This window comes from Rhodococcus sp. P4_C10, assembly GCF_056402135.1.
Window position 1 is genome coordinate 120,722 of sequence record NZ_JBFUHZ010000006.1, and the last position, 24,891, is coordinate 145,612.

General features: G+C 69.5%; 21 protein-coding genes and 1 pseudogene. 10 read left to right on the plus strand and 12 right to left on the minus strand.

The features are described from left to right. Positions 1-5: 5 nt before the first annotated feature. Positions 6-776 (minus strand): class I SAM-dependent methyltransferase, encoded by a 771-nt coding sequence (locus AC1DWC_RS04965; RefSeq protein ID WP_477906429.1) that lies wholly within the window; start codon positions 774-776, stop codon positions 6-8. A 266-nt stretch (positions 777-1,042) separates the two neighbouring features. On the opposite strand from AC1DWC_RS04965, the gene AC1DWC_RS04970 reads away from it, so the two are divergent. Continuing rightward, a complete protein-coding gene (locus tag AC1DWC_RS04970; RefSeq protein ID WP_477906430.1) occupies positions 1,043-1,447 on the plus strand; it encodes a DUF4259 domain-containing protein in 405 nt (134 codons plus the stop codon). Positions 1,448-1,543: 96 nt separating this feature from the next. Continuing rightward, positions 1,544-2,476, plus strand: a complete 933-nt coding sequence (locus tag AC1DWC_RS04975; protein ID WP_477906431.1) for a hypothetical protein — start codon at positions 1,544-1,546, stop codon at positions 2,474-2,476. Between the two features lie 17 nt (positions 2,477-2,493). Here AC1DWC_RS04975 and AC1DWC_RS04980 read toward each other — a convergent pair whose 3' ends face one another. Next, the gene (locus tag AC1DWC_RS04980; RefSeq protein WP_477906432.1) at positions 2,494-3,732 is read right to left on the minus strand and encodes a DUF4303 domain-containing protein; all 1,239 of its coding nucleotides are present in this window, start codon (positions 3,730-3,732) and stop codon (positions 2,494-2,496) included. Positions 3,733-4,315: 583 nt separating this feature from the next. Between AC1DWC_RS04980 and AC1DWC_RS04985 the strand changes: the two genes are divergently transcribed. Then, positions 4,316-6,637 carry an FHA domain-containing protein gene (locus tag AC1DWC_RS04985; RefSeq protein WP_477906433.1) on the plus strand — a complete coding sequence of 774 codons (2,322 nt, stop codon included), beginning with the start codon at positions 4,316-4,318 and terminating at the stop codon, positions 6,635-6,637. A 73-nt stretch (positions 6,638-6,710) separates the two neighbouring features. Here AC1DWC_RS04985 and AC1DWC_RS04990 read toward each other — a convergent pair whose 3' ends face one another. Further along, complete coding sequence (locus AC1DWC_RS04990) at positions 6,711-7,964, minus strand: DUF4303 domain-containing protein (protein ID WP_477906434.1); 1,254 nt, start codon at positions 7,962-7,964, stop codon at positions 6,711-6,713. Positions 7,965-8,012: 48 nt separating this feature from the next. Here AC1DWC_RS04990 and AC1DWC_RS04995 point away from each other — a divergent pair, with 48 nt between their 5' ends. Beyond that, on the plus strand, positions 8,013-8,759 hold the full coding sequence (locus tag AC1DWC_RS04995; RefSeq protein ID WP_477906435.1) for an SMI1/KNR4 family protein: 747 nt from the start codon (positions 8,013-8,015) through the stop codon (positions 8,757-8,759). A gap of 131 nt (positions 8,760-8,890) precedes the next feature. Here AC1DWC_RS04995 and AC1DWC_RS05000 read toward each other — a convergent pair whose 3' ends face one another. Beyond that, a complete protein-coding gene (locus AC1DWC_RS05000) occupies positions 8,891-9,928 on the minus strand; it encodes a beta-ketoacyl-ACP synthase III (RefSeq protein ID WP_477906436.1) in 1,038 nt (345 codons plus the stop codon). Positions 9,929-10,016: 88 nt separating this feature from the next. On the opposite strand from AC1DWC_RS05000, the gene AC1DWC_RS05005 reads away from it, so the two are divergent. Next, positions 10,017-10,601 carry a TetR/AcrR family transcriptional regulator gene (locus tag AC1DWC_RS05005; protein ID WP_477906437.1) on the plus strand — a complete coding sequence of 195 codons (585 nt, stop codon included), beginning with the start codon at positions 10,017-10,019 and terminating at the stop codon, positions 10,599-10,601. Between the two features lie 75 nt (positions 10,602-10,676). On the opposite strand, the gene AC1DWC_RS05010 is transcribed toward AC1DWC_RS05005, so the two are convergent. Both AC1DWC_RS05010 and AC1DWC_RS05015 read right to left on the minus strand, forming a co-directional pair. After that, on the minus strand, positions 10,677-11,222 hold the full coding sequence (locus AC1DWC_RS05010) for a hypothetical protein (protein WP_477906438.1): 546 nt from the start codon (positions 11,220-11,222) through the stop codon (positions 10,677-10,679). 153 nt (positions 11,223-11,375) lie between these two features. Further along, entirely contained in the window at positions 11,376-12,299 is a 924-nt protein-coding gene (locus tag AC1DWC_RS05015; RefSeq protein WP_477906439.1) for a LysR family transcriptional regulator, read from the minus strand. 93 nt (positions 12,300-12,392) lie between these two features. On the opposite strand from AC1DWC_RS05015, the gene mqo reads away from it, so the two are divergent. After that, positions 12,393-13,991: a malate dehydrogenase (quinone) gene (mqo, locus tag AC1DWC_RS05020; RefSeq protein ID WP_477906440.1), complete on the plus strand. Its 1,599-nt coding sequence runs from the start codon at positions 12,393-12,395 to the stop codon at positions 13,989-13,991. Positions 13,992-14,025: 34 nt separating this feature from the next. Here mqo and AC1DWC_RS05025 read toward each other — a convergent pair. The 5 genes and pseudogenes from AC1DWC_RS05025 to AC1DWC_RS05045 form a co-directional block, all read right to left on the minus strand. Continuing rightward, positions 14,026-14,802 (minus strand): annotated as a pseudogene (locus tag AC1DWC_RS05025) (metallophosphoesterase); the annotation flags it as partial. Positions 14,803-14,972: 170 nt separating this feature from the next. Continuing rightward, positions 14,973-15,326 carry a glyoxalase superfamily protein gene (locus AC1DWC_RS05030; RefSeq protein WP_477906441.1) on the minus strand — a complete coding sequence of 118 codons (354 nt, stop codon included), beginning with the start codon at positions 15,324-15,326 and terminating at the stop codon, positions 14,973-14,975. A 97-nt stretch (positions 15,327-15,423) separates the two neighbouring features. Next, the gene (locus AC1DWC_RS05035) at positions 15,424-16,482 is read right to left on the minus strand and encodes an ABC transporter permease (RefSeq protein WP_477906442.1); all 1,059 of its coding nucleotides are present in this window, start codon (positions 16,480-16,482) and stop codon (positions 15,424-15,426) included. Next, positions 16,479-17,339 carry an ABC transporter ATP-binding protein gene (locus tag AC1DWC_RS05040; protein WP_477906443.1) on the minus strand — a complete coding sequence of 287 codons (861 nt, stop codon included), beginning with the start codon at positions 17,337-17,339 and terminating at the stop codon, positions 16,479-16,481. The genes AC1DWC_RS05035 and AC1DWC_RS05040 overlap by 4 nt, the downstream gene beginning before the upstream one ends. Continuing rightward, positions 17,336-17,737, minus strand: a complete 402-nt coding sequence (locus tag AC1DWC_RS05045; protein WP_072846814.1) for a GntR family transcriptional regulator — start codon at positions 17,735-17,737, stop codon at positions 17,336-17,338. Before AC1DWC_RS05045 ends, AC1DWC_RS05040 begins: the two co-directional genes overlap by 4 nt. A 270-nt stretch (positions 17,738-18,007) precedes the next feature. Between AC1DWC_RS05045 and AC1DWC_RS05050 the strand changes: the two genes are divergently transcribed. From AC1DWC_RS05050 to AC1DWC_RS05065, 4 genes are all read left to right on the plus strand, one after another. After that, positions 18,008-18,661, plus strand: coding sequence for a hypothetical protein (locus AC1DWC_RS05050; RefSeq protein ID WP_477906444.1), 654 nt, complete (start codon positions 18,008-18,010; stop codon positions 18,659-18,661). 373 nt (positions 18,662-19,034) lie between these two features. After that, entirely contained in the window at positions 19,035-20,486 is a 1,452-nt protein-coding gene (locus AC1DWC_RS05055; RefSeq protein WP_477906445.1) for a carotenoid oxygenase family protein, read from the plus strand. Positions 20,487-20,705: 219 nt separating this feature from the next. Continuing rightward, positions 20,706-21,284 carry a carboxymuconolactone decarboxylase family protein gene (locus AC1DWC_RS05060; RefSeq protein ID WP_477906446.1) on the plus strand — a complete coding sequence of 193 codons (579 nt, stop codon included), beginning with the start codon at positions 20,706-20,708 and terminating at the stop codon, positions 21,282-21,284. After that, the gene (locus tag AC1DWC_RS05065; RefSeq protein WP_477906447.1) at positions 21,281-22,144 is read left to right on the plus strand and encodes an RNA polymerase sigma-70 factor; all 864 of its coding nucleotides are present in this window, start codon (positions 21,281-21,283) and stop codon (positions 22,142-22,144) included. Before AC1DWC_RS05060 ends, AC1DWC_RS05065 begins: the two co-directional genes overlap by 4 nt. A gap of 45 nt (positions 22,145-22,189) precedes the next feature. On the opposite strand, the gene AC1DWC_RS05070 is transcribed toward AC1DWC_RS05065, so the two are convergent. Continuing rightward, positions 22,190-24,808 carry a LuxR C-terminal-related transcriptional regulator gene (locus AC1DWC_RS05070; protein WP_477906448.1) on the minus strand — a complete coding sequence of 873 codons (2,619 nt, stop codon included), beginning with the start codon at positions 24,806-24,808 and terminating at the stop codon, positions 22,190-22,192. Between the last annotated feature and the right edge of the window lie 83 nt (positions 24,809-24,891).

Genomic DNA, 24,891 nt, shown 5'->3' on the forward strand with positions numbered 1-24,891 from the left:
CGCGGTCAAGAACGGTCGGCGGTGGCCAGCCAGGCCGGGGCGAGGAGGCGGTCGTCGGAGTCGAAGCCGAGTCCGGAGGCGACGGCCGCCAGCGCCGACGTGGGCTGCTGCGCCAGGTCGGCTCGGGTGAACGCGGTGGTGTACGTGGCGGCCTCGAGCCGTCGGACCACCCAGCCCGCGTCGGCGAGCGTGCCACGAAGGTTGTCCTCGCTGATGCGGAAGGGGCCGGGGAACTCGTCGGGGACCCGGTCGGAGAAACACACCACGTGCAGCCGGGCGTGCGGGCGGGCGGCACGGTGCAGGGCCGCGACGTAGCCGTGGCGCTGGTCCTCGGGGAAGCAGTGGTAGAGCGCGCTGTCGACGACGGTCGTGAACCGGTCGGTGTAGTCGGTCAGGGTGGTGGCGTCGGCGACGTCGAAGACGACGGCCTCTCCGAGCCCGCGCTGCCGGGCGCGTTCACGGGCGATGCCGATGGCCGCGGGTGCGGCGTCGAGTCCGCACACCTGGTATCCGCGGCCGGCGAGGAAGATTGCGTTTTCGCCGGGCCCGCAGCCGATGTCGAGGACTTCGCTGGCGATCTGGCCGTCGGCCTCCAGATCGCGGACCACCGGCTGGGCTTCGCCGATGTCCCACGGCACGCGGTCGAACTGGAACTCGGTGTACCGCGCGGTGTCGGACGGCGGCGCGGCGCGCCTGAAGGTCTCGAAGTCGCCGCGGTACAGCGCATCGAATGCGGCAGGGCTGGGTTGTTCGGGGAGGGGGACTTCGGCGCTCACGGTGTGCTCCGCGTGCCGCGTCTTGTCTGCTCCATCGCATCGCCCATCGTCGGATTCGCGCAGAGGCTTTGGCTGGTCGAGTAGCCGATCGCGTCCGAGTCTAGGCCCGACCGATCGCAAAGTGAACCTTCTCGCCCCTCGGGGGGACGACACCGTTGAGGCAGTACGACCCGGGCCGAGCGCCGGCCGCCTGTGCGGACTGTCGGTGGTCGATCGTAGAGTCGGCACGACGGGCTGAGCGGCCCGCGGATCGGGAGGTGCGGGGCATGGGGACCTGGGGTTACGGACCGTTCGAAAACGACGGGGCGGGCGACCTGCTCGCGGCGCTCCGGGCCGGCGACCCCGACATCGACGACTACCTCGCGCACGTCGGCGAGGAGTACCTCGAGGCGGACGACGCGCAGGCAGCGGTCGCGCTCGCGGAGGTCGTCGCGGTGGCCCACGGGCTCCGGGGGGCGCCCCCGCAGCTCGACGGCATCGACGCCGCCGCGTACACCGAATCCCTGACCCCGGCGCAGCGCGCGCGGATCCTCACGACGCTCGAGCGCGCAATCGCCGACAGCGACACCTCGGAGCTCCACGAGCTGTGGGCCGAGAACGGTCCGGAGGATCTCGAGGCATGGAGGGCGCCGATCCTGAACAGGTTGGAAAGCCTCAGGGCGCTGAGCTGAGCTCGGCCGGGCCGAGTGGCGAACCCGTCGACTTCGCCGCTACGACAATCACCGTCGGGGTCAGGCGCCGGGTTCGAGTGTTTGTAGGCTGCGCCCATGTCGAACGGATTCCTGACGCCTGTGGGCGCCGAGTTGATGATGCCGGAGCGGAGCACGGTCACCTCGCATCCGGCCGGTTGGCTCGTATCGTCGCCCGAAGGGTTGGAGGTGTTCGATTCGACTTTCGGTCGGTCGCTGTTTTCGGCAGCATTCGAAGGATGCGGTGCTTCGACGGTGTCCGACGCACTCGACTACACGGCGGTCAGCCTTCGCGACCGGGCGCAGCTGCGCAGGCCGGACGGATCGATCGTGTGGGAGCACGTCCACGACGGTTGGCCGGAGTGGGGAACCGGTTCCGCGTACTGGGATTCGGTCAGCGAGACGCTCGCGTTCACCGAGCCGGGTCACGACAGTGATCGTTGGTGTCTTGTCCGTGCCGGAGAGATGGTGGCATCCGTTGAACTCACCGAGCTGACCGCGGGAGGTTCATACGTTTACCGCACCCGCAGAGGGCATCTCGGGCTCTCTGTCGGCGCAGGGCAGGACGGCTGTGCGGTCTACTGGATCGACCCGATGCGGCTCGGCAACGATCTCGATCCGATCGTGTACGACGAAGAGGTCGTTCTCGACGTCGGCCGGTTCGATTCGATCGTGACGCTGACGCACGAGTCGGATGTCATGCGCGTGCGGTCGACCGTGGACTCGGATTCGTTCGTGTCGATACGTTCCGAGGACATCGATTCCGGCATCGAAGAGTTCGTGCCCTTCCACTGGGCGGTTGGTTCCGAGGATCGACTCGTCGTGTGCGTCGGCGACGACGAGAATCAGATGTTCGTTTCCGGCGCAGCGGATCTGGGATCCTGGAGGCAGGTCGATCCGCCGGCCGGTCTGGGTTCGGACGCTCGTCTCGTCGGTGGCATCGACGGATTGTGCGCGAGCTGTGACTGGCCTTCGGGAACGGTGCGCCTGTGGCAAGGTCCGGTGGTGTGAGCCTGCGCCCGCGAACGTCACCAGGCCGAGGCCATGGCGACGGCATCGCGGACGAGGGCGTCCTGGTCCGTCGCCAGTCGGTGCAGTTCGGTGCGGTACCGCTCGCGGCAGCCCGGTGTGAGCGGCGTGTCCGCGAGCACGAACACGGCGTGTCGCCGCACCGCAGCCCACGGTGAGGCGAGGCCGGCGAGCGCGCCCTCGACCTCGCCAGTGTCGATCGTGCAGTACCCGCTGCCGGGAGCCAGGCGATCGCACACCGCGTCGTGCAGCGCGGGGTGCTCGGTCAGCGCCGCCTCCAGCGGGCCGTAGTCCAGCGGGTGGTGGACGCCGACGTCCCGGAAGGACGTGTACGGCGCGGTGAGCCCGCAAACGGCGACCTCCCGGGGCAGCCGATCGAGCCGGGCCGTCACCAGGTTCATCCGGTCGAGGCGGGAGAGCGCCGCCGCTGCCCAGGCTCGATCGGGCACCGGCAGTCGACGGCTGCCCACAATCGCATCCAGTGCCGCGACCACTTCCGTTGTGGGGATGCCGAGTTCGCCGAGCAGCTTCGCCCACGGCCACTTCTCGCGGGCCACCGGAAGATGTTCCAGTATCGCGGGCACCGCGTCGGTTCCCAGCTCGCGGAGCCAGGCGCGTGCGCGTTCGGCGCCCGGAGGCGCGGGGACGGGGGAGTCGGCGATCGCGATCAACTCGACCACCCTCTGCTCGGGCGGCAGCGCGGCCAGCCGGTCGAGCGCCCGCTGTTCCTCGTCGAGTTCGGGGAAGTGCCTGCGTACCTGGGTCTTGGTCAGGCTCAGCGGAATCAGCTCCCACGCCTCGTCCATGGCGACGGCGACGAAGTCCCGGCCGACGACCCCGTCGTCGATCAGTGTGCGGCGCGCCGCCTTACAGGCCTTGGCGACCGTGCGCTCGAATCGGTGGTGGACGGCATGCCAGCGCTTGCCGTTGTCGGCCGTCGCGGCGGCCTCGACGCGCTCGGCCAAGCGGTCCTCCGCTTCGCCCGGGTCGAGCTGCCACGGCCAGTCCGCCGGGCTCCACCGCAGCGCGTCGGCGTCGTGGCGGTCGGTCGCGACCGACGCGAGGGACTCCTCGCTGGCGACCCCGATCACCGGCCACGCGATCACGCCGCCGGCCTCGGCGTAGAACTCGTGCACGGCGGCGCCGTAGATCCGGTCGTCGACGTGCTCTGCGCGCATCCGGCGCACGAACGCCACGATCTGATCCCGTACGGCCGCTTCCACGCTCGCCCAGTCCACTCGTCCGACCGTAGTGGAGGGAACGGACGCCCCGGATAGGCTGCCCCCGGTGAGACCGGATCTCGAACAGCTGCGTTCCCTGCTGGAAGCGTCGCTCGGGTTGGCGAAACGCCCGGCCGGGTTGGAGCTCGGGGGGCACGAATTACGCAGGGTTCTTTCTCGCAATGTCCCTGCTCTTCTTCGTCACCAGTTCATTCACTCTCGCCAAGGCGGTGCGTGACCACCAGGAGGCGGCGGTTCGGGTGCGGTGTGTCCGCGAGCACGAACACGCCGCACCGTGGCCCACGGCGAGACGAGGCCCGCGAATGCGGCCCTGGCCTCGTCCGCGTCGATCGCACACCGCGTCGTGCAGACCGGGGTGCTCGGCCAGCGCCGCCTCCAGCGGGCCGTCACCAGATCCATCCGGCCGAGGCGGGCGAGCGCCGCCGGGGACAGGCGCGATCGGGCTCCGGAATCCGACGGTTGCCTACGACGGCGTCCAACGGCCCATCGGACACCGAGGAGGGGGCGACGCTCTGGCGTGCGTGCGACCATGGAGGAGTCGACGCTCTACACCCGATGACGGTGACCGGAGGCTGTGGCGATGGACGACCGGGCGAACAAAGAGCACCCGCGGGCCGTGGTCGAGACCGAACACGGCCGCGCAAGCTACAGCGCGGGCAAGGCCGTACGCATCGGCAGGGATCCGCAATTGGAGATCACGATCGTCGATCCGGTGGTGTCGCGCGAGCATGCACGGCTCAGGTGGGACGAGGGATGGCAGCTCGTCGACTCCGGCAGCAAGAACGGGATCTACGTCGACGGCGAGCGCCGAGAAAAGGTCCCCGTCACGAGCCCCGTCCTCGTCCGCCTGGGTGACGCGGTCGAGGGGCCCGTCGTGCGGATCTCGGTCGAAGATCCCGACGCGACGCGACAGGACGTGGGCGGTCGATGGGACGAGTCGACGATCGAGGTAGGGGCCTCGAGCGCCCCGCCCCCGACACCGCACGAGGCGGTCCCGGCGGGATCCCTCACGGTGGGACGGTCGCCCGACAGCGACATCGTCGTCCGAGACGTGCTGGCCTCACGCCATCACGCCATCGTCCACAACGTGCCGTCCGGCCTCGAGATCGACGACCTGGGGAGCGTCAACGGAACGTTCGTCGGCGGCACCCGGGTGTCGCGCGCGCAGCTGACCGACGGCGACGTCGTCACGATCGGCAACACCGATTTCAGCGTGCAGGAAGGCCGACTCGTTCCACGGCAGGAGATACCCCCGACCGCCGGCGGTCTGCGTGTGGACGGCGTCGGACTCACCATCGAAGGCGGGCGGCGGCTGCTCGAGGACGTCACCTTCACCGCCCAGCCGGGGAGTCTCACCGCAGTGATCGGTCCCTCCGGCGCGGGAAAGACCACAGTGGCCACCATCATCTCCGGTTCGGAAAGACCCACGGAAGGCGTGGTCGAGTTCGAGGGCCGCAGCGTGCACGTCGAATACCAGGTGCTGCGTTCTCGCATCGGGATGGTCCCCCAGGACGACGTCGTGCACCGGCAGCTGACCATCGGGCAGGCGCTCGGTTATGCCGCGGAACTGAGGCTGCCGCCGGACACGAGCCGGGCCGACCGTGAGGAGGTGATCGCGGCGGTGCTCGACGAACTGCAGCTGTCCGAACACGCCGCCACCAGGGTCGACCGCCTGTCCGGCGGACAGCGCAAACGCGCCTCCGTCGCGCTGGAGTTGCTGACGGGTCCGTCACTACTCATCCTCGACGAACCGACCTCGGGTCTCGACCCCGCGCTCGACCGGCAGATCATGGCGACGTTGCGCCGCCTCGCCGATGCGGGCCGCGTCGTCGTCATCGTCACGCATTCGCTGTCGTACCTCGAGATGTGCGATCAGGTTCTGCTGCTCGCACCGGGCGGCAAGACCGCCTACGTGGGACCGCCGGACCGGGTGGGGGCCGCGCTCGGCAGCACCGACTGGGCCGACATCTTCGCCCGTGTCGCCTCCGACCCCGACGGGGTGTTCGCCGAGTACCGCGCCACCCGCCCGGTGGTGGAGGCGCCACCACCGAGCTCGCCGGGGCCGCTCGGCAGCCCCGCGCACACGTCGCGGCGCAAGCAGTTGAGCACCGTCGCCCGGCGCCAGGTTCGGCTGATCCGCGCCGACCGGGGCTACCTGATCTTCCTGTCGCTTCTGCCCTTCGTGCTCGGCGGCTTGGCCCTGCTCGTGCCGGGCGACACCGGGTTCGGGCCGTCGGGTGCCGACGTATCCGGCGAACTCACCCAGATCCTGGTTGTGCTGATTCTCGGTGCCGCCTTCATGGGCTGTTCACTGACCATCCGCGACCTGGTCGGAGAGCGCATGGTCTATCAGCGCGAACGTGCCGCCGGGCTGATGCCGTCCGCCTATCTGACGGCGAAGATCGTCGTGTTCTGCGCCGCCGCGATCGTGCAGTCGGTGATCATGGTGCTGATCGTCTACGTGGGCAAGGGTTTCCCTGGTCACGGCAGCATGATCCCCTCCGGCTCCGTCGAACTGATCGTCGACATCGCCGTCACCACCTGCTCCTGCGTGCTGGTCGGATTGGCGTTGTCGTCGGTGGCGCGCTCGAACGAGCAGGTACTGCCGATGCTGGTGGTCACGATCATGGCGCAGCTGGTGATGTGCGGAGGGTTGATCACGATCACCGGACGCGCCGTACTCGAACAGTTCGCGTGGCTCTTCCCGTCCCGCTGGGGGTTCTCGGCCGCGGCCTCGACGGTGGACCTGGTCACGAATGCCACCGGCACCGAGCCGGACACGCTGTGGCAGCACACCGCATCGTGGTGGCTGCTCAGCATCGCCATGCTGGTGCTCATCAGTTGCGTGCTCGCAGTCGTCACCTACAGCCGGCTCCGGTTGCGCCGTCCGCGCCGGGGCTGACCGACCACGACGGCGGCCCGGCTGGTGTGCGTGAGTGTTGTCGCAGTCGGCCGGGCTCCACCAGAGCCGTGGCTCAACGCACGGCTGGACCGCGATCGCCGGCCATTGCGACGGCATCGCGGACGAGGGCATCCGGATCCGTCGCCAGGCGGCGCAGCTCGGCGTCGTATCGCCCGCGCGCGTCCGGTGTGAGCGCCGTGTCCGTCAGCACGAACACGCCGTGCCGCCGCACCGCGGCCCAGGGCGAAGCGAGTCCCACGAACGCGGCCTCGGCCTCGTCCGCGTCGATCGTGCAGTACCCGCTGCCGGGAGAGAGCCGATCGCACACCGCGTCGTGCAGCGCGGGATGCTCGGTCAGCGCAGCCTCCAACGGGCCGTAGTCCAACGGCTGGTGGACGCCGACGTCCCGGAAGGACGTGTACGGGGCGGTGAGCCCGCGGACGGCGACCTCCCGGGGCAGCCGATCGAGCCGGGCCGTCACCAGGTCCATCCGGCCGAGACGGGAGAGCGCCGCCGCTGCCCAGGCTCGATCGGGTTCCCCCAGTCGACGGCTGCCCACAATCGCATCCAGTGCCGCGACCACTTCCGTTGTGGAGACGCCGAGTTCGCCGAGCAGCTTCGCCCACAACCACTTCTCGCGGGCCACCGGAAGATGTTCCAGTATCGCGGACACCGCGTCGGTTCCCAGCTCGCGGAGCCAGGCGCGTGCGCGTTCGGCGCCCGGAGGCGCGGGGACGGGGGAGTCGGCGATCGCGATCAACTCGACCACCCTCAGGTCGGGCGGCAACGCGGCCAGCCGGTCGAGCGCCCGCTGTTCCTCGTCGAGTTCGGGGAAGTGCCTGCGCACCTGGGCCTTGGTCAGGCTCAGCGGAATCAGCTCCCACGCCTCGTCCATGGCGACGGCGACGAAGTCCCGGCCGACGACCTCCTCGTCGATCAGTGTGCGGCGCGCCGCCTTACAGGCCTTGGCGACCGTGCGCTCGAATCGGTGGTGGACGGCATGCCAGCGCTCGCCGTCATCGGCCGTCGCGGCGGCCTCGACGCGCTCGGCCAAGCGGTCCTCCGTCTCGCCCGGGTCGAGCTGCCACGGCCAGTCCGCCGGGCTCCACCGCAGCGCGTCGGCGTCGTGGCGGTCGGTCGCGACCGACGCGAGGGACTCCTCGCTGGCGACCCCGATCACCGGCCACGCGATCACGCCGCCGGCCTGGGCGCAGAACTCGTGCACGGCGGCGCCGTAGATCCGGTCGTCGACGTGCTCTGCGCGCATCCGGCGCACGAACGCCACGATCTGATCCCGTACGGCCGCCTCCACGCTCGCCCAGTCCACCCGCCCGACCGTAGTGGAGGGAACGGACGCCCCGGATAGGCTGCCCCGGTGAGACCGGATCTCGAACAGCTGCGTTCCCTGCTGGAAGCGTCGCCCGGGTTGGCGAAACGCCCGGCCGGTCCGGCGCCGCGGGACCGGATCGAGAATGCGCAGACCCGCCTCGGTCCGTTGCCCCCGTCGTACCGGTGGTGGCTCGGCGAGTACGGAGCCGGGTGGCTCGGCGGTGCCCCCATTGCGACGGTGGCGCCGGTGGAGTCCGCCGAGGAGTCTGACGAGGCGATCACCGCCGGGTGGCGGTCGGCGGGGCCCCGGCTGTGTTTCCACACGGAGGAGGACGGCGACGAGCACCACTTCGCGCTCGATCGGCGCGGCTCCGACGGCGAGTGGCCCGTGGTGCGCCGCGACCGGTTCGACGGCGCCGAGTACCCCGTCGCGGAGACCTTCGCGGGATTCCTCGCGGTGCAGGACGCCATCGCCCGCGGGCTCCGGGACGGCCCGAACCCGACGATCGCCGCGCTGTGGCGCTCGACGCCAGGCGTCCTGCGCGATGACGGGGTGCTCCTGTACGGACCGCACCAGATCCAGGAGCGCAACGAGACGTTCGAGGTGCGACGGTACGCACCCGACTGGATGCTGGTCGGCGACGACAGTGGTGGCCGCGGCCTCTTCATGCGGCACCACGGGCGGGACCGGCGCAGCGTCCGCCTGCTCGACCTCGGTGCGATCGGCGGGGACCTCGCCGTCGACGGCGAACTGCTCACCGACAACCTGCTGGACTGGTTGGGCACCGGATGAAACGGGGCGTCCGGACGGGCCGCCGCCGGGCTCGAGTCCCGATCCGTGCCATCGCCGATCCGGCCGACGCCTAGCGCCGGCCGGATCGCGGGTCGTGCTCTCCGCGCGGTGGGCCCGTCAGGCCCGGTGGCTCACGCGATCACGGGGAGCTGGACGACCTGTCCGGCGTAGGCCAGTCCGGCGCCGAAGCCGAGCAGCAGCGCGGTGTCGCCGGGCTTGGCGCCGCCGGACCGGATGAGCTGCTCCATGGCCATCGGGATCGACGCCGCGCTGGTGTTGCCGGTTTCGACGATGTCGCGGGCGACCGCGACGTCGTCGGGCAGTCCCAGCGTCCGGATCAGCGCGTCGGTGATGCGGCTGTTGGCCTGGTGCGGCACGAAGGCGTCCAGGTCGTCCACCGTGACGCCGGACTTCTCCAGGGCGTCGCGGCACGCCTTCTCCAGGAAGGTCACCGCCCACCGGAACACCGCCTGGCCGTTCATTCGGATGTAGGGCCGCTCCGGGGCGTCGCCGCCCGCCTCGACGGCCTGGACCTCGGCGAAGTACTGCTTGAAGTCCTTGTCCTGCTTGATCGCGGCGGTCTGGCTGCCGTCCGAGCCCCACGCGACCGGGCCGATGCCCTCGGTGTCGGAGGGCCCCACCACGACCGCGCCGGCGCCGTCGGCGAAGATGAACGCGCAGGTCCGGTCGCTCGGGTCGAGGAGGTCGGACAGCCGCTCCACACCGATCACCAGCACGTGGCGGGCCTGCCCGGCGCGCACGAGGCTCGCGGCGTTGCCGAGCGCGTAGCAGAAGCCCGCGCAACCGGCGGAGATGTCGTAGGCCGCGGTGTCGTGCATCCCGAGCTCGGTGGCGACAATCGCCCCGGCGGACGGTCCCAGCACCATCTGTGACGAGGTGGCCAGCACGACGGCGTCGATCTGCTCGGCCGCGAGGCCCGCGGCGGCGAGCGCGTCGTTGGCGGCCGCGACGCTCATCGAGACGATGGACTCGTCGGCGTCCGCCCAGCGGCGGGCCTTGATGCCGGACCGGGTCTGGATCCACTCGTCGGTGGAGTCGATGCGGTCGACGATCTCGGCGTTGGGGACGACGCGGCGGGGCCGGTACACCCCGAGACCCAGCAGGGCCGCATGGGTGACGGGGTTGGCGGTGGCAATACGGGCGGGCACGGCGATCCTCTCCATGTGAACCGATCGGTTCATACTGTTGAGATCTAACATGAACCAATCGGTTCACACAAGGTCGGAAGGGGCCTGCATGACCACGGCACGACCGCGAGCTCGACTCCTGTCGAGCGCCATCACCATGGTGCAGGAGCTCGGGGTGAACGCGGCTGGCCTGAGCGAGCTGCTCAAACGCAGCAATGCGTCACGCAATTCGCTGTATCAGCACTTCCCGTCCGGCAAGGGTCAGCTCGTGGAGACCGCGACCCGGATCGTGTCAAGGGTGGTTCATTCACACCTGAGTGTGATGGCGGAGAAGCTGGCGAGCGCGCCGTCGGTGGAGCAGTGGCTCGACGAGCTGTTCGCCTTCTGGGTCGAACCGCTCGAGTCCAGCGAGTACCGGCTGGGCTCGTTCATGATGGCGGCCGCACTGGACGAGCTGGACCCGGCGGTGCAGTCCGCCGCCGGTCAGGCGTTCACCGACTGGACCGCCCGGCTCGCCGACGGCATGGTCGCGGCCGGCATCGAACCCGCGGCCGCGCGCTCGATGGCGGGGCTGCTGTTGTCGGTGATCGAGGGCGCCATCGTGCAGGCCCGTGCGCTCGAGTCGAGCCAGCCGTTCGACGATGCAAAGGCCCAGCTCGGGGTCCTGCTGGGCCAGCACCTCACGCCCCGCTGAGCACCCGGCCGTCGCGGCGCGATCCGGGCCGCCGGCCGTGAACACMCGCGGCCGGCGGCCCGGACTGTGGGCCGATCAGGGTCGCCCGGGCACCACGGAGATCGTTCCCTTGCAGACGGCGTTCTGCGGGTTGACGAACCACCATCCCCCGCCGGTCTGGACGGTGACGGTGAAGTCGACCTCGCCGGTTCCGGTCCAGGTCCGGTTGATCGGGATCCCGGGCTTCTGCTGCAGGGCCGGCTCGTCGCTGACGCTGCGGCCGGACTGACCTGTCGTCTTGTTGGTCCAGTCGACCAGCACCCGCGTGCCGTACCAGTTCACGCCGAAGCTCGGCAGGAGGCCGGGGGGCGGCGCGGGCAGTTCGTTTCCGCCGCTGAGCAGGATGGCCGGCTCCAGTGCGGCTCCGCCGGGACGCAGCGACTCCCCGGACGCGGCGTTGATGTTCCAGGTGAACGACGGTGCCCAGAAGAGGGGATTCGCGCTCGTGCACGTCATGTTCGTCGACGTCGGCGGCGCGGGCTCCGCGCTGGCGACGGCGCCCCCTCCGGCCACCATCGCGGTCCCCAGCGCAATGGTGGCGAGTGCCGTGGCGCCCATCCGGCGCAGCGGTCGATTAGTCATGATCACTCCCCTTTTGATCCGATTTTCGCGCGAACGGAGGCGTCCGCCGCGCACCCCGTCCATCGAGTCGGCGTACGGAGTTGTTACAAATCGTGCGAACCGGACCCTACGCGCGCAACCGAATTCGGGAGTGCCGCCACGCGCGACTGATCTTCAGGTGGCGGGCCCCGCGGTGTTTGCGATGAATTCGCTTGCTCGGCTGACGATGTGGCCACGCAGCCGTGCCACGGCCGCGGTCGCCAGGTGATTGCCCGTGGCGAGTCCGATGGCCCGGTCGCTCACCCCGGATAGCGGGACGCTCACGAGATCGGGGTGCGGGGTTTCCGCGGCCGGCAGCACGGCGATGCCGAGGCCGTGCCCGACGAGGGCACGGATCGTCTCCAGGTCGCTGATCTCGAACGTCACGTGCGGGGTGAATCCTGCGTCGGTGCAACACGAGTCGAGTATCTGGCGAAGGTGGTACGACGGCGGACTCGCGATGAAGTGCTCCGTTGCGAGTTCCGCGAGGTCCACCTGTGTGCGTCCGGCCAGTGGATGGGTGCGGGCGACGTGGAGCAGGATGCGCTGGTGTCCCAGGACGGTCACGGGAAGGTCGTCGGGCGGCGGGATCATCACCGCGAGATCGAGGCGGCCGTCGCGCACCATCCCGGCGAGCGCTTCGCCATGCGCCTGCACGAGGTGCAGTCGGATCTTCGGCGCATCCTGGTGGAACTCGGCGAGCAGCGAGGGGACGCTCACCGGTCCGAGGGTGTGGGGAAACCCGAAACGCACGAGTCCGCTGTCGGGGTCGGCGTTGCTGCGCACCGCGCTCACGGCGTCGTCGAGTGCCCACACCATGTCTCTGGTGCGCTCGTGGAGTTCGCGGCCCGCGGTGGTGAGGGAGACCCCGCGGCCGACCTGCTGGAACAGGGGCACGCCGATCGTTTGTTCCAACGCCTTGAGGCGCCGGCTCAGCGACGACTGCGGCACGCCGAGCACGCCTGCCGCGCGGGTGATGTGGCCCTCGCGGGCGGCGGCGTCGAAGGCCGCGAGCAGCGGCACCGTGGCCGCGGCCTCGTCCGACAGGAACCGATCCATATTCGGATCATAGGACCTTGATTTGATCATTGGACGGATGAGTTGTGGGGGAGCACCCTGAGGTCCACCGTCGGCGACAAGGAGTTCGATCCCATGGACCACAGTGAATCGGTAAGCGCGGGAACAGGTGTCGACCGCGAGGTGGTCGACGTCGTCCTGGTCGGCGGGGGGATCATGTCCGCGACGCTGGGAGCACTGCTCGCCAGGTTGCAGCCCGACTGGTCGATCGTCATGCTCGAGCGCCTCGACGAACTCGCGGGCGAGAGCTCGGGTCCGTGGAGCAACGCCGGCACCGGCCACGCCGGGTTGTGCGAGCTCAACTACATGCCCGACCCCGGCGACTCGGCGAAGGCCGAGGACATCGGCCGTCAGTTCCACCTCTCGCGCCAGTTCTGGGCCTCGCTCGTCGAGGGCGGTGACCTGCCGGCGCCCGCATCGTTCATCAGCCCGACGCCGCACATGGACGTCGTCTTCGGCGACCGCGACGTCGACTACCTGCGCCGCCGGTTCGCCACCCTGCGGCGCTCGCCGCTGTTCTCGGCGATGGAGTACACCGAGGATCCCGAGACGATCCGCCGGTGGGCACCGTTGCTCATGGACGGCCGCGCCGGCACCGAGTCGATGGCCGCGACCCGGTACGCCGGCGGTACCGACGTCGACTTCGGCGCGCTGACCCACGCCCTGACCGCCGCGATGACGGCCCGCGGGGCGCAGGTCCGCCTGCGACACGAGGTCACCGGGCTCTCCCGGGGAGCCGACGGTCTGTGGACCGTGACGGGCCGCGACCGCGGCTGCGGCGACCGCTTCGGGATCAGGTCCCGGTTCGTCTTCGTCGGCGCGGGCGGGTACGCCCTCAAGCTCCTGCAGAAGGCCAGGGTCCCGGAGGTCCGCGGCTACGCGGTCTTCCCCCTCGGCGCGCAGTTCCTGCGCACCGGCAACCCCGACGTCGTCGCGCGGCACGACGCGAAGGTCTACAGCCAGGCTTCCGTCGGTGCCCCGCCGATGTCGGTGCCCCACCTCGACAGGCGCGTCGTGGAGGGCAACCCCGCGCTGATGTTCGGCCCCTACGCCACGTTCAGCACCCGCCTTCTGCGGCGCGGCCGCCTCGTCGACCTGTTCACCACCGTCCGGCTGCACAACATCGCGCCGCTACTCGCCGTCGGCGTGCAGAACCTGCCGCTCGTGCGCTACCTGATCGGTGAGTTGCTGGCGTCGCGGAAACGGAAGTTCGCACAGCTGACGCGGTTCTACCCCGGCGCCGACCCGGCGGACTGGGAGCTGGTCCAGGCCGGTCAACGCGCCCAGTTGATCAAGCCGCACCCCCGCAAGATCGGCGTCCTGACCTTCGGGACCGAGCTGGTCACCGGCGCCGACGGGACCATCGCCGGACTGCTCGGTGCGTCACCCGGTGCCTCGATCGCCCCGTCCGTGATGCTCGATCTGCTGGCCGGCTGCTTCCCGGCCCGCCACGAGGGCTGGGCGCCGACACTGCTGGCGCTCATGCCGGGCGTCGGGGGCGGAGTCGACTCCCGACGTCGGTGTGGTTCTGGAAGAGGTTGTTGCGACCGACCTCGGCACCGGCCTTGCCGTGGCTGTTCTTGCCGGCGGCCCCGGACACGATCTGCCGGGTGCCCTTGGAGGCCGTCGTCGGCTCGAGGATCTGCAGCGAATGATCGTGCCCGGACAGGATGAACTGGCATCGGCCGACGACGTGGTCCTCGTAGAACCGCTTCGCGTGGACGCCGTTCATCGGCTCGAGCGGGATCCCGTCGTACTTGCCGGCGTCGCCGTGGGACCCGTTGCTGAGGTACGGGTGGTGGGTGACCGCGATCTTCCACTTCGCCGTCGACGACGCGAGCGCGGCGTCCAGCCAGGCGCGCTGCTCGTTCATGAACTGCCCGTCGGGAGCCCAGTACGGTGCGAGCAGCGGAGGGAGGTAGGCGGCGAGCGGGTTGAGGTCGAGGACGAAGAACTCGACGACCGGGTTCTGCTCGGGCACGCGGACCGAGTAGAACCGGCTGGGCATCCACCACTTGCGGGAACGCTGGTGGTAGTCGACCTCGTCGTCGCCGCGCAGTAGCCAACCACCGTCGCCGGGGAAGATCGCGCTGTTGTCGTGGTTGCCGAGGGCCATCACCCACGGGAAGTCGAGCCCGTGGTTCGGGTCCTCGAACTTCGTCTTGAACTGGACGTCGTCGTCGCCGTTGGGGCCGAGTTCGTAGATGTTGTCGCCGAGACCGAGCGCCATCGACAGGGGAGCGCGGCCGTGCAGGTCGCGGATCGCGTCGGTCACCGCCCACTGCGCCGGGGTGCCGGTCCCCGCGTCGCCGGTGAGGAGGACCCGCAGCGAGGAATCGGTCGGGAACGGGAACTTGTCCGGGCCGGCGGTGGGCGTGGTCGCGCCGGCGAGTGCCGGCGTCATCGCGGCGAGGGGGACGACGGCACCTGCGGCCGCCGCACCGGCCAGGAATCGGCGTCGGTCGATCCCGTGGAACTCCGTCATCGTGTCCTCGTTCGTCTGGAAAGGGGTGGGCGTTGACAAGAGCAAACCCGAAGATGGACGTCTGTTCAACTGTGCGGGCCGAAAGTCGCCGGCTGTTCACCCATATTTCAGGCGAAAGCCGCGCACGGGGCGACCCGGCGAGAACGGCGCCGCGCAGGTCCCGCCGCGGTTCAATCCTTGTGGCTCACGATGTTGAGGACGTTGCCGTCCGGCGCCCGGACGAAGAACCGTCGCACGCCCCACGGCTCCGTCGTCAGCGGGTGCACGATCTCGTAGCCGAGTTCCTGCGCTTCCCGGTACGCACCATCGACATCGTCGGTGTGGACCGAGACGACCGAGTCCTCGGGCGCACTGGCGTCGCGCGTCACGAGTTGGACGTGAACCCCCGTCTCGGGCGAGGTGTAGCGGGCGACCCATCCCATGTTGAACTCCTCGGTGCTCAGCCCGAGGTAGTCGGTGTAGAAGGACTTCGCCGCGTCGACGTCGGCTACGCGGAGATTGGTCGTGATGCGGGTGGCGCGCATGCGGTTCTCCTGCCTGCAACTGGTGCGGACGATGATCGTCCAAAACCGGTGGCGTGTCGACTCGGCGCCGTGCCGCCGAGACCGCCCACGGTGCGCGTCAGGGGCGAAGTCTGCGCAGCGCCCACAACGACGGGACGAACAGGACGACCGAGAGTGCCAGTGCCAGAGCCGCTTCGATCAGCTGGAATCGCCGAAGCAGGTTGTCGGGGTGGAACCTGATCTCGTGGCGGTCCGCACCCTGTGCGCGGACGCAGTCGGCGTGTTCGCGTTGCGCCACTACCTCGAGGGCGTCCTGGCGGGTCTCGTACTGGGCGAACGTTTCGTCGGGTCGCTGTTGCCAGTCTGGGTCGGAGCCGACGGTCGCGCACCGGGAGAAGTCGATCGCCACCGATCTGCCCGCGGCGTCGACGTAGCCCCAATCCAGCAGCCAGGACGTCAGGTTCGGGGTGTCTCGCGGATAGGCGAGGAACTGGTTCGACAGATCGAGGTGCCGCACCTCGACGGTGGCCGTCGCGTAGTGCGGGCGTGCACCGACCTGGAACCCGACGAGTACCGCCGCCATCGCGACCAGCGTCAGCACCATCGCGCCGATTGTGTTGCGCAGCACCAGCGCAGCGCAACTGCCCAGGATCAGTGCGAGGAATGTGTAGGCGCCGGCGACGAGGCCGGTCGACTGGAACAGCGGGAAGGTCAGCGGCGAGTACCCGCCGTAGCCGCCGCCGGAGAGGTTCGGCGCAATTCCCGCCGACCGGGTCCACTCGAGCACGGTACCGAGCACCGTCACCGCGGCGGTGATCGGGAGGAACACGACCAGCACCCGGGTCCAGTACCAGCGGGCACGGCTCACGGACTGGGACAGTCCCAGCACATGCGTGCCCCGTTCGATGTCGCGGGAGAACACCGTGATGCCGACCAGCAGTCCCAGCAGGACCGGCAGGAACACGGTGACCAGGCTGATCGCCGTCAGTGTCGACTCCGCCCAGCACTCCTTCGAACCTCCGCCCGGCACGCATCCGAAGAAGGCGCCGTACGGCGTCGGGGCGTCGAAGCGCCGGTCGACCAGCCCGCAGAGCGCCGCCACGGCCGTGAGCAGCAGGACGGACCCGACCGCGGCGAGGATCGTCGTTCGATGGTGCCGCCAGGTAACCCAGATCATGCTGCCTCTTCGTCAGTGGTGGTCAGGTAGGCGAGGACGATGTCCTCCAGGTTCGGCGGCTCCACCCGCCAGCCGTCGATCCGGTCCGGGCGCGGTCCACGCACGAGGTGGGCGCGCTGCTGGGACTCGACGATCGCGCCGGCGCCGATCAGCGCCGTGGGATCGGCCGGCCCGGTGAGCAGGTAGTGCTCGCCGAGGAGTTCGTCGACGGCCCCGGACAGGCGGACCCTGCCGGAGCCGAGGATCAGCAGCTGATCGGCGATCTCGGCGACCTCGGACAGCACGTGCGAGGACAGCACGACGGTGGTCCCGCGCTCCGCCGCGTCCGTCATCAGGGCGCGCACGACGGACCGGCGCGCGACGGGGTCCAGTTCGGCCAACGGCTCGTCGAGGAGCAGCACCTCCGGCCGGCGGCCGAGCGCGAGGGCAAGCGCTACGCGGGTGCGCTGGCCGGGGGAGAGCGTCTTCACCCGTGCCGACGGCGGGATCTGCGCATCGTCGATCAGACGCAGCGCATATGCGTTGTCCCACTGGGCGTTCGACTTCGAGCCGAATCGCAGGATGTCGGTGACGGTGAACCCGCTGTAGAGCGGCTTGTGCTGGGCCACGTAGGCCAGTCCCGGGCAGATGCCGTTCCGGTCGGGACTGCGACCGAGCACCGACACCTCCCCGGAGTCGGCCTCGAGCAGTCCCACCGCGAGGGACATCAGTGTCGACTTTCCCGCCCCGTTCGCGCCGACGATGGCCGTGACGCTGCCGCGTTCGATGTCGAACGAGCATTGCCGCAGCGCCTGCTTGCTGCCGAAGCTCTTGTCGACCGCGCGCATGGAAAGTGCGCTGTCCGCCGCTCCACTCATGTGAACTCTCCTGTGTCCTCGCCGAATTCGGTGTCCAGTGCCGCCGCGACCAACGCCTCGAGGTCCGACCGGTCCAGGCCCGCTGACGCGGCCTGACGAGCCCAGGTCGTCAGCTCGTCTTGCAGCGCTTGCCGTTCCGCCATGCCGGGCTTGATCAGGGACTGGGTCACGAAGGTGCCCAGGCCCGGCCGGGCCTGGACGAGCCCGTCGTTCTCGAGCTCTCGGTACGCCTTGAGCACGGTGTTGGGGTTGACCGTGACGGCCGCGACCACCTCTTTCGCGGTGGGGAGTCGGTCGCCCGGATTCAGGTCGCCGAGGCGCAGCGCCTGCTTGACCTGGAGGACCAACTGGACGTACGCCGGGATGCCGGATCGACGGTTGATGTGGAACTCGACCATCGAATCTCCATTTCACTATGACAATAGTGAAATGGATATTGCAGCGGTGGGGGCTGGTTGTCAACAGGTGGCCACGAGTCGTCGTGGTGTGTCTGCCGAATGCGCTGGGGCCGCGAAGGCCGAACCCGGCCGACGAGCCGGCGCGATGCTGCCCCGAGAACGGAGGCGCCAGGTATGGTTGCCGCGCAACAGCTCTGGGGGGAGCACTCCTTCACGTGGCCCTGGTTGGCCGGGACACGGGAGAGCGGACAGTCGCAGAACGGACGTCGCATGAACACCACGCTCGTACGCACCGACGGCACCGAACGGGCCGAGATCATCCGGCAGGCGGACACGCTCTGGCGACGTGCCGGTGTCCGTGGGGCGGATCGACGGGTGCTGCTCGCTGAACTCGAGACCGAACTCCGCGAGCAGCACCCCGACGATCACGGCCTGACCGCGTTCCCGGGCGAGGAGAGCGTGCAGATGCTTCGGGAGCGGGCGCACCGGCGTGGGATGTGCGGCCGCGCCTTGCGACTGGAGTTGGTGGTTCCCGCCGCGGTTGTCGGCATCGCGGCCGGCATGACCCTTCCTCTGCTGGTGCTCCTCGCCGGGCTGTCGCCTCTGTCGGCGATCCACGTGGGACAGTACGAACGCCTGCTCCATGTCTCGTCCGGGATCCTGGGATATCTGGGCGCGCTGTTGTTCGTGTGGCGGGTCCTTCACAACTACGGCGATCCTCGCGCTACGTCGACCGTGCGGTGGCTCGCCGTGCTGCTTCCGGTGGGTGCCGTGCTCGGTGCCGGCGTGGGCGTCGCCGTCACGAGGTGGCGGAACTTCGACGCGCCCCTCGCGGTGTTCGGCGGCGTCGGTGTCGTGGCCGTCGGCCTCGTGCTGGCGGTGGGGATCTCGCGGCTTCTGGCGACTCGCCCGGCTTCGGAATAGTCTGAACGAGGCGGCGGGGCCGCCCATCCGGAGGCCGTGATGATCTGTGACCCGATGTGCTTCTACCCGTTCGACCGTCCGTGGGACTGGCCGTTCTGGCGTGCGTTGTTCCCCGCGTTCTTCTCGTCGTCCGTCACCTGGCCCTGGTGACCGGCTGACCCGGTAGGGCCCGCTCGATCCGAATCCGTCATCCAACCCTCGATGCGTGGAGTCGGGAGGGACATCAGCGTCTACAAACCCTGACCGCGACGTGGCGGGTAGGACCCACAAACGGGCGCCGCATTTCGCCCCAACACCGCGGATGCATCTGCAAGGGTGGCCAGCGCGGACAAAATCGTCCCGGGCGACAGAATCGTCCGGCGTTACGAGGGGGATGCCTGTGGGGAACTTTGTCGCGGACCGGTTCGCCCCGGTGCGGAAGGAACTGGTCGAATACGACCTCGACGTCCGGGGGGTGATCCCAGAGTGGCTCGACGGCCGGTACGTCCGCAACGGACCCAACCCCGTCGCTGACGTCGCGCCCGACGAGTACAACTGGTTCACCGGCGACGGGATGGTCCACGGCATTCGGCTGTCAGACGGTGACGCCGTCTGGTACCGCAATCGGTGGGTCGACTCGGAAGTGACGTCGCGACTGCTGCATCGGGCGAGTCCCGACGAGCGGGGCAGGTCGCCGCTGCACGGTCCGTCCGCGAACACGAACGTCATCGGGTTCGCGGGTCGAACGTTGGCCCTGGTCGAGGGCGGTGCCGCATGCGCAGAGTTGTCGGCCGATCTCGACACGGTCGACGTGTGTGACTTCGACGGAACCGTGCGCGGTGGCTACACCGGGCACCCCGTGCTGGATCCGGTCACCGGGGAGCTGCACGCGGTCTCGTATCACTTCGGTCGTGGAAACACTGTGCAGTACACGGTGATCGGTCCTGACGGACGGCTTCGGCGCAAGACGGCAGTCCCGGTGCAGGGCAGTCCGATGATGCACGCGTTTTCGCTGACCCGTGACTACGTCGTCCTGTACGACCTGCCGGTCACCTTCGATCCGCGTGCCGCGGTGCATGTCGGTGTGCCACGGCCGTTGCGTCCGCTCGCCCGGTTGGCGTTGAGTTCCGTCGTCGGCAGGGTGCGAATACCGCCTGTGGCCATGAATCGAATGCCGAGGGTGCCTGCCGGCCGCTTCCCGTACCGATGGAACCCGCACTACCCGGCGCGTGTGGGAGTGCTGCGACGCGACTCGGATGACGCGACCGCCGTGAGGTGGGCAGAGCTCGACCGGCCCTGTTACGTATTCCACCCGATGAATGCCCACAACGACGATCGCAGCATCGACATCGACCTGGTCGTCCATGAGCGCGTCTTCGATGCCGATCCGCTCGGTCCGACCGAGGGGCGGCCCAGGCTGGAACGATGGCGTATCGACGTGCGCACCGGATCGCTCCGGCGTGACCGTCTCGCCGACGAGCACATGGAGTTTCCCCGGATCGACGAGCGGCACGCCACCGGCGCGTGCCGGCACGGGTGGGCGGTGGGAGGCACCGACAACCTGTCCGGTGAACACCGCCTGATGCGAACGAATGCCGTCGACGGGGTTGTCGCTCAACGGGACTTCGGGAAGCATTCTGCCGCAGGTGAGTTCACATTTGTTCCCTCCTCGCCGACCGCGCCGGAGGGTGACGGTGTCGTGATGGGGTTCGTGACCGACCTCGCCGAGGAGGTCACCGACCTGCGGATTCTCGACGCCCAGACCCTCGAGGACGTGGCGACGGTGCGGTTGCCTCAGCGCGTCCCCGCGGGCTTTCACGGCAACTGGCTTCAGCAGTCACCCTGAGAGCCACTGAATGCGGTCATCCACTGGCAGTCCGCGGACGGCGAGCTGGTGACGACGCACTGGGGAGTCGCCAACCTGTTCTCCCTCCTCGAACAGCTGGGGGCCTGGCCTCCCGCCTCGTGAAATCCCTGACTGCGCGAAATGTCGGTGCATTCGGGTGTCACATTCGACTCGTGGCCGGTGTCTTCATGCCGAGAGCAACGAATCGGAGGAGGAATCATGACGAGCACTACCCGAATCCCGAAGGCGGAGTTGACCGGCGTCTACGGCGCGGTGGTCAAGCGGATGTCCCGCAAGATGCTCGGCGAGGTGGCCGAGCCGGTCGAGGTGACCTGGCACAACCGGATGGTGCTGAACTTCAGTTTCACCGTCGGCCGCAAGGTGCAGAAGTGGGACCGGTGCGACCAGAACCTGAAGTCGTTCGCACACATGGCGGTGGCCAGCCTCGTCGGCTGCAGCTTCTGCCTGGACTTCGGCTATTTCCAGGCCCGCAACGAGGGTCTCGACCTGACCAAGGCGCGGGAGGTGCCGCGCTGGCGCGAGTCGGACGTGTTCACGCCGTTGGAGCGTGACGTCATGGAGTACGCCGAGGCGATGACCCAGACCCCGCCGACGGTGACCGACGGGATGTCCGCGCGGCTGCTCGAGCAGCTCGGCGCGCCCGCGCTGGTGGAGCTGACCGCGTTCGTCGCGGTGGCGAACCTGATGACCCGAACCAACACCGCGTTCGGCATCGAGTCGCAGGGCTTCTCGGCCGCGTGTGGCCTCGAGCCCCTCGCACTACGCTCGACGACATGACCGACGACCCGTTCGTCACCCACCGCAGCCTGCTCTTCACCGTCGCCTACGAGATGCTGGGCTCCGCCGCCGACGCCGAGGACGTCGTGCAGGAGACCTGGCTGCGGTGGGCCGAGGTCGACCAGGCCGAGGTCCGCGACCCGCGCGCCTACCTGGTCCGGATCGTCACCCGCCAGGCGCTGAACCGGCTTCGGTCGGTCTCCCGCCGCCGGGAGGAGTACGTCGGGGAGTGGCTGCCCGAGCCGCTGCTCACCAGCCCCGACGTGGCCGAGGACGTCGAGTTCGCGGAGAACGTCTCGATCGCGATGCTCATGGTGCTCGAGACCCTCGGTCCGGTCGAGCGGGCGGTGTTCGTGCTGCACGAGGTCTTCGAGACGCCGTTCCCGGAGATCGCCGAGGCGGTGGGCAAGACGCCGGCGGCGGTCCGGCAGATCGCGCATCGCGCCCGCGAACACGTCGGTGCGCGGCGGCCGCGGATGCAGGTGGACCGCGCCCAGCAGCAGGCGGCGGTCGAGAAGTTCCTGGCCGCGGTCTCCACCGGCGACGTGCAGGCGTTGGTGGAGGTGCTCGCCCCGGACGTGGTGGTGATCGCCGACGGCGGCGGCTTCGCGGCGGCCTCCCGGAAGCCCATCGTCGGGTCCGCGCGGGTGGCGGCGTTCCTGGCCCGGGCGTCGAAGGTCACGGATCTCGTGGTGTCCACCGCCTGGTTCAACGGGATGCCCGCCGCCCGGATCGACGCCGGGGGCTCGCCCACCGCGGTGAGCCTGGTGGTCGAGGACGGCCGGATCGTCCGGATCTACGCGATCCGCAACCCGCACAAGCTGGGTTGGCTGGACAAGGTCGCGGAGTTGCGGCGGTGACCGGGTCGGCGCCTGCGTGGGCCGCGGTACCCCGGGCCCGTCCGGTCAGTCTCCGATCAGGGTGGCGCCCAGTTCTTCGCGGTTGCAGGCACCGGTTTTCGAAGCGGCGCGGTACACGTGGCCTTCGACGGTTCTGACCGAGAGCGTCAAGCGCTCGGCGATGTCGCGGTTCGACAATCCCAGTCCGACAAGGGAAACGATCTCGCGTTCCCGAGAGGTGAGCGGTCCGGGTTGCATCGCTTCCCGCAAGGCGGGGGTGGTCGGGTCACCGCATTCCTGTGCAATTCTGTCCGCTCGGGAGGCGGCGGTGATGGCCGATCCGTGCAGGTCCTGATTTCGGTACGCGATGGCCGCGTGAGCGGCGGCGTCGGCGGCGGCCACCAGGTCACCCATCTCTTCGAGTCGGACCGACGCCGCGTGCAGTGCGGCGCCGTCGTCGGCGGCCAGGGCGGCGGCGAATGCCGATGCGGCCTGTACGCGTGGACCGTCGAGCACGGCGGCCAGTCGGGTCAGTCGTGCCGCCGTCGTCCGATCCCCGAACTGCGTTGCCACCTGCAGACACTGAACCTCACGAGCCGACTGGCCGTTCGCGCGGGCGATGTCGGATGCGTTGCGGGCGTGCGCTATTGCTTCGGTCGACGCCCCGTGCGCTGCCGACACCCAGGCGCCGGCAAGGAGGCGTTCCGGTTCGAGGTAGGCCCAACTGGGGTGCCGATGTGCTTCGAGTTCGACGAGCGCCTGTGCCGCTGCGACTCGATCCCCGGAGATGGCGAGGGCCTGGGTTCTCGCGAGTTGGTAGCGGTAGCCGAACCCGTTCGTCTCGCCGGACGCGAACAGTGCCTTTACCGACAGGTCGAGGAGAGGGAGGGCGGTGGCAATCCGCCCGGCCTCCAGCGCGGCGCGACCGGCGATCGCCGTGCCGAGGATGTGGGCGGCCCCGGGAAGGTCCACGGACAGCTGCTGCAGGTGGCGTGCGGCGTTCTCGGCGGCCGCGATCCGCCCGGCCAGCGACAACGCCCCCACGTGTGCGTCGGTCAGCACGAACCGCATCTGCGCCGCCTCGAAGGACCGCGCGACCAGGGCGTCTCCCTCTTCGGCGGCGGCCTCGGCCTCCTCCGTCCTGCCGGCATCGCCGAGCGCGACCACCATCGCCCAGAGGGTCACCGCCTCCACGACGTCGGGGAGGCGCATCACCTCCAGCGTCCGGATCAGCTCGATCGCCTTCAGTGGGTGTCCCACCGCCGCCCAGTAGACCGCGCGGAACGCCGTGAGCGGTGCCCGGCCGTCCGGCGGAGAACTTGCTTCGGCGATGTCGATGAGCGACTTCGCGTCCTCGGGGCGCCGGAGTGCGTAGAACATGTTGATCGCCCGAAGGAAGGCGACCCGCGAAATCTCGCGATCGGAGAATCCGGCGGTCGGAATCTGGGCCAACACGGTGTCCGCCTCGGCGCCGCGACTGAGCCATGACAATGCATGGGCGCGAATGTAACTCGCCTCGACGGGGCCGCCGGCCGCGATCGCGGCGGCGGCCAGCCTGTCCGCCAGAACCAGATCGGCCCGCCATATCGCGCCATTCGCCGCGGTGGTGTACAGCTCGGGATCGGCGGGGAGATCCGAGTCCAGGCTCAGTGCCGCGCGGCGGACGGTGACCCGCATTTCTTCGCCTCCGACGTCCCCCAATGCTCTCGCCACCTTGCCCCGTAGCCGGCGCAGCCGCATCGACGCGGCGCGAGCACGGCGCACCTCGCCGTACAGCGGGTGCGCCACCCGGGCCTGCAGCTCGCGTCCGGTTCCGGCGCGCTCTATCGCGATCAGTCCACGCGCATCGGCCTCCTCGATTGCGGCCGGATCGGTGATCCGTGCCAGCAAGCTGGTGTCGAGTGGCTCTCCCACGGCGAGCACGTCGACGACATCCGCTATCGGCGGTGGAAGTACTCCCATCCGTGCCTCGATCAACTCGATGAGACCGGGGGAGGAGACGGGCTCACCCGTCCAGCTCCACAGCCCGCCGAGCTCGGTGAAGCGGCCTCCGGACAATTCCTGCTCGACGACGTTGCGCAGGTACAGCACATTGCCGCGGGTGAGCTTCCACAACCGTCGCATGTCACTGGGGTCGAGCGGCCCACCGAGTGCCGCGCAGACGAGGGCGGTGGATTCCTTCTGCGACAGTGGCTGAAGTTCGAGCCGGTCGAGGAGACCGTCCTCGAGCAGCGACCGGATGGCGGCGGGTACGTGTTCGCCGCAGCGGATGGTGACGATCACCTTCGCGTCGCCGCGCAGCACCAACTGGTGCAACACGAAGGCGGACAGGTCATCGAGCAGGTGAGCATCGTCGACACCGACGACGACCTCTGTCTCCGCTGGTCTCTCGGTCAGTGCGCCGATCACGCCCCGGACCAGTTGCAGCTGATCCGTTCCCGGATCACCGGTCCACTCCGCGAACGCACCCAACGGCAACGAGCGTGCGGACGCTGTTGCCGCGGCCCATCGCACGACGCATCCCCTGGCCGCAGCAGAATCGAGTGCCTCACGGGCGAGCCGGCTCTTGCCGACACCGGCAGGCCCGACCACAGCCACGCCGCGGTGGTTCCCGGTTCCGGATATTGCCCCATTGACAAAGCGCAGTTCCTCGGTGCGCCCCGTCAACGGCCAAACGCCCCGCATACTCGAATGATATGCGGGGCGACCGCCCTGGGGCTATGCCTCACCTTGTCGAGCCGCGATCGAGCATGTGACCGCGGAACCGA